The organism is Skermanella sp. (assembly GCF_059503625.1).
In genome coordinates this window covers 1-3460 of sequence record NZ_JCACHA010000187.1, presented here as the reverse complement: position 1 = coordinate 3460, position 3460 = coordinate 1, and the positions used below count along the sequence as shown (strand labels likewise).

Below are 3460 nucleotides of genomic sequence, written 5' to 3'. Positions count from 1 at the left end.
CCGACAAGCAGGCGCGTCTATGTCGGCTGCCGCTTCGCTTTAGACCGACCTACGATATGAGCGTCTGTACCAGTCGATATCCTCGGTCTTTGGTATTTACTCGGCCGCCACATTGCCGGCATTCAGGCGCGGCTGGGCCACCATCAGGAAACTGATGGAGCACAGAAAGATCGCGGCCCCGAACGCCGCCGTGGCGGCCAGAACCACCGCGAAGCCGCCCTGTCCGTGCAGGAGCGCTATCAGCGGGACCGCGAAGCCGCTCGCGGTGAAGCCCAGGAAGTAGCGGACGCTGAAGGCGGTCGCCCGGTGTTCCGCCGGCACGTACCGGGCCACCATGGCGTCGTTGACCACCACCTGCCCGTAGATCGCGGCCATCGCCATGACCAGACCGGCCAGCATCGGCACTCCCGTCGCCATCGCCGCCAGCCCCAGCCCCATCGGCTGAAGGATCGAGATGCCGACGAAGATCGAGGGCAGGCTGAAGCGATCGACCATCCGCCCCATGGCAAGCTGCATCAGCGCGCCGAACACGAAGACCACCGTGGCGAGCGATCCCGTCAGGGCCAGCGGCAGCGCCAGCCCGAGCCGTTCGTCGATGACCTTGGGCAGCGAGATTGTCGTCACGTTGAAGGTTATGCCGCCCGCGATGATCGCGAGCGCGAAGATGCCCATCAGCACCATCGGCCGCGACACCGGGATGACCCCGGCGGAACCCTTCCGCTGGGCATTCCCTTCGCCATCCTCCGGAACCAGCGCCAGGAACGCCGCCCCCACTGCAAGGCAGACCAATCCCGGAACCGCGAAGGCGGCCTGCCAGCCCAGCGTTGCCGCGACGACGGCGGTGACGCCCGACGCCGACGCGGCCCCCAGGTTGCCCCAGACCCCGTTCCAGCCGAGGTCGCGCCCAAGCTGCCGGGCATGGGTCACCAGCATCGCGCCGCCGATCGGGTGGTAGATCGCCGAGAATACCCCGAGCACGAAAAGCCAGACCGCGAAGCCGGTTTCCGTCGTCGTCATCGAGATGCCCAGGCACGCCACTCCGCAGCCGCCGAAGAACGCCGCCAGCAGGTTGCGCCGGCCCAATCGCTTGGATAGCCAGCCCATCGGCAGGGAGAACAGCCCGAAGGCGACGAAGGCCCCTGTCGCCAGCCCGATCAGCGCGCCGTAGTCCAACCCCCGCTCCGCCGCGATCGCAATGACCGCCGTCGGGTAAATCAGCAGCACGAAATGATCGAGCGCATGGGCGATATTGACGAAGGCGACGGTCCGCCGGGAGAGGGTATCGGGATGCATGTCACCGGTCCTGAGCAAGGCTCAAAGACCTTATCATCGATGGAGCGGCTGCATATGCCTGGAAATCGGGCAGCAGCAATGCCGTAAGTAAGTCACCCTCCGCTGATCGCGGTCAGAACGACCATCTCTGCGCCGGGCGCTAGCCGAGTTTCCAGCGTCGCCCGCTCGCCCGAGACGAAGACGTTCATGTGGCGCCGGATACTCGGCGTCGAGTCGCAGATTCGGTCGCGCATGCCCGGCCAGCGCCTGTCCAGGGCGTCGATCGCATCGCCGACCGTCGCAACCGACGCCGAGGCCGAGATCTCGACTTGCCGGGTTGCTTCCGGGAATAGCCTGACCAAGGCGGCCGGAAGCTTCATCACGACTGGCTGGGATGCTGGGTCTTCCGCCACTGCGGTCAGGCCTCGACCACCATCGTCTCGACCGAAAGCACCGTCGGCAGGTGCTGGGCGACGCAGCTCCAGCTTTCGCCCTCGTCGGCGCTGGCGTATAGCGAACCGGTGCTGGTGCCGAAATAAACCCCGGCGGGCTCCATCTGGTCGGTCGCCATGGCTTGGCGCAGGACGCCGAAATAGGTGTTGCCCTGCGGCAGACCAGTGCGGAGGTCTTGCCAGGTTTCGCCGCCGTCCCGCGTCCTCCAGACCGCCGCCTTGCCGTCGGGGACATAGCGGCCCGCCGAGTCGCCGTTGAGCGGCAGCAGATAGAGCGTCGACGGATCGCGAGGATGGGCCGCCGCCGGAAAGCCGAAACTCGAGGGCAGGCCTGCTTCGATGCTTGTCCACAGCCGTCCGCCGTCGTCGCTGCGGTACATGCCGCAGTGGTTCTGCTGATACAGGCGGTCCGGCATCCCGGCAGCCATGACAAGACAGTGAACGCACTGGCCGAAATCGGGGTATCGCTGGTCCTCCGGCATGAAGTCGGCCCTGGTGCCCCGGTTGCGGGTCTCCCAGGTCTCGCCGCCGTCAGCCGTATGGAACACGCCGGCGGCGGATATCCCGACCCACAGACGCCCGTCGTCTTCGGGATGCGGCAGCAGCGAGTGAAGGATGAGTCCGGCTCCGCCCGGATTCCAGTGGGGCCGTGACGGATGGTTCCGCAATCCCGCAAGGTGGCTCCAGGTCTCGCCGCCGTCGTCGCTGCGGAACAGCCCCGCCGGATCGACGCCGGCGTAAAGGCCCGCTCCGCTTTTCGCCAGGCTCCAGACCGCCTTGATCGGCGTCTCTCCCTCCGGATAGGCCAAGCCAGCGCTCGAATGCGTCCATGTCGTTCCCAGATCCCCCGATTTCCAGACGGCGGGACCGAACCACTCGCTGCCGCCGCCGGCGTGGATCGTTCCCGTGGCCGGGTCGGCGATCACATGGTTCATCGGCCATGTCTCGCAATAGGGACCGCGAAGCTCCCATGACTGACGCGCCGCATCGCTTTCAAGGACGAATGCGCCCTTCTTCGTTCCAACCAGTATGAGGACCTTGTTCGTCATCGACGCCTCCCCTGAATTCGACAGTGGGACCGGAGGCGCTGGCGATCCCGATCGGGACGGATGCGGCGGCGCCGGCAAAGGACTGGACAAATACGTTGATATCAACATTATTAGAGCATGTCAAAGCATGAAGAGACATCCGTCCCCTATCAAACCACCATCAAGGTCCGCGACACGTGCCTGTGCCTGCATATCCAGCGGGCTGCCCGAGCGGTGGCGCGCCGGTTCGATGTCGCCCTGCGCCCGCTGGGCCTGACCAACGGCCAGTTTTCCCTGCTGATGTCGCTCAACCGGCCCAAACCTCCCGGCATGGCGAGCGTCGCGGCCTTGCTGGCGATGGACCGCACGACGTTGACCGCGAACCTGAAGCCGCTGGAGCGGCGCGGTCTCGTCACGGTGTCGGTCGATGAGAAGGACAGGCGCAGCCGCCTGATGACGCTGACTCCCGCCGGCCACGCGCTGCTCGCCTCGGCCGTTCCCGTATGGGAACGGACGCACGAGGATATCGACCGGCTGATCACCAGTTCCGACCCGGAGACGCTGCGCGCCGATCTCCGGGCGCTTTCCTGAGCCCTTCGCACCGGCACCAATACCCGTTCCGTCTGTTACGGCAGAGCCAGCGACCGCTTGGACCCCTCCGGAACGGACTTTTCATGACAGACACCCGCCATATCCCTTCCGGAGGGG

The 3460-nt window shown here is 66.1% G+C and carries 4 protein-coding genes; 1 reads left to right on the top strand and 3 read right to left on the bottom strand.

The window, feature by feature from the left end:
- Window positions 1-96: 96 nt before the first annotated feature.
- The 3 genes from AC5JJ6_RS04885 to AC5JJ6_RS04875 all read right to left on the bottom strand — a co-directional run bounded on the left by AC5JJ6_RS04885 (window position 97) and on the right by AC5JJ6_RS04875 (window position 2773).
- Window positions 97-1293 (bottom strand): MFS transporter, encoded by a 1197-nt coding sequence (locus AC5JJ6_RS04885; RefSeq protein ID WP_496040965.1) that lies wholly within the window; start codon window positions 1291-1293, stop codon window positions 97-99.
- Between the two features lie 92 nt (window positions 1294-1385).
- Entirely contained in the window at window positions 1386-1652 is a 267-nt protein-coding gene (locus AC5JJ6_RS04880) for a MoaD/ThiS family protein (protein WP_496040966.1), read from the bottom strand.
- A 38-nt stretch (window positions 1653-1690) separates the two neighbouring features.
- Window positions 1691-2773 (bottom strand): WD40/YVTN/BNR-like repeat-containing protein, encoded by a 1083-nt coding sequence (locus tag AC5JJ6_RS04875; RefSeq protein ID WP_496040964.1) that lies wholly within the window; start codon window positions 2771-2773, stop codon window positions 1691-1693.
- Between the two features lie 117 nt (window positions 2774-2890).
- Here AC5JJ6_RS04875 and AC5JJ6_RS04870 point away from each other — a divergent pair, with 117 nt between their 5' ends.
- On the top strand, window positions 2891-3343 hold the full coding sequence (locus AC5JJ6_RS04870) for a MarR family winged helix-turn-helix transcriptional regulator (RefSeq protein ID WP_496040963.1): 453 nt from the start codon (window positions 2891-2893) through the stop codon (window positions 3341-3343).
- The last annotated feature ends 117 nt before the right edge of the window (window positions 3344-3460 follow it).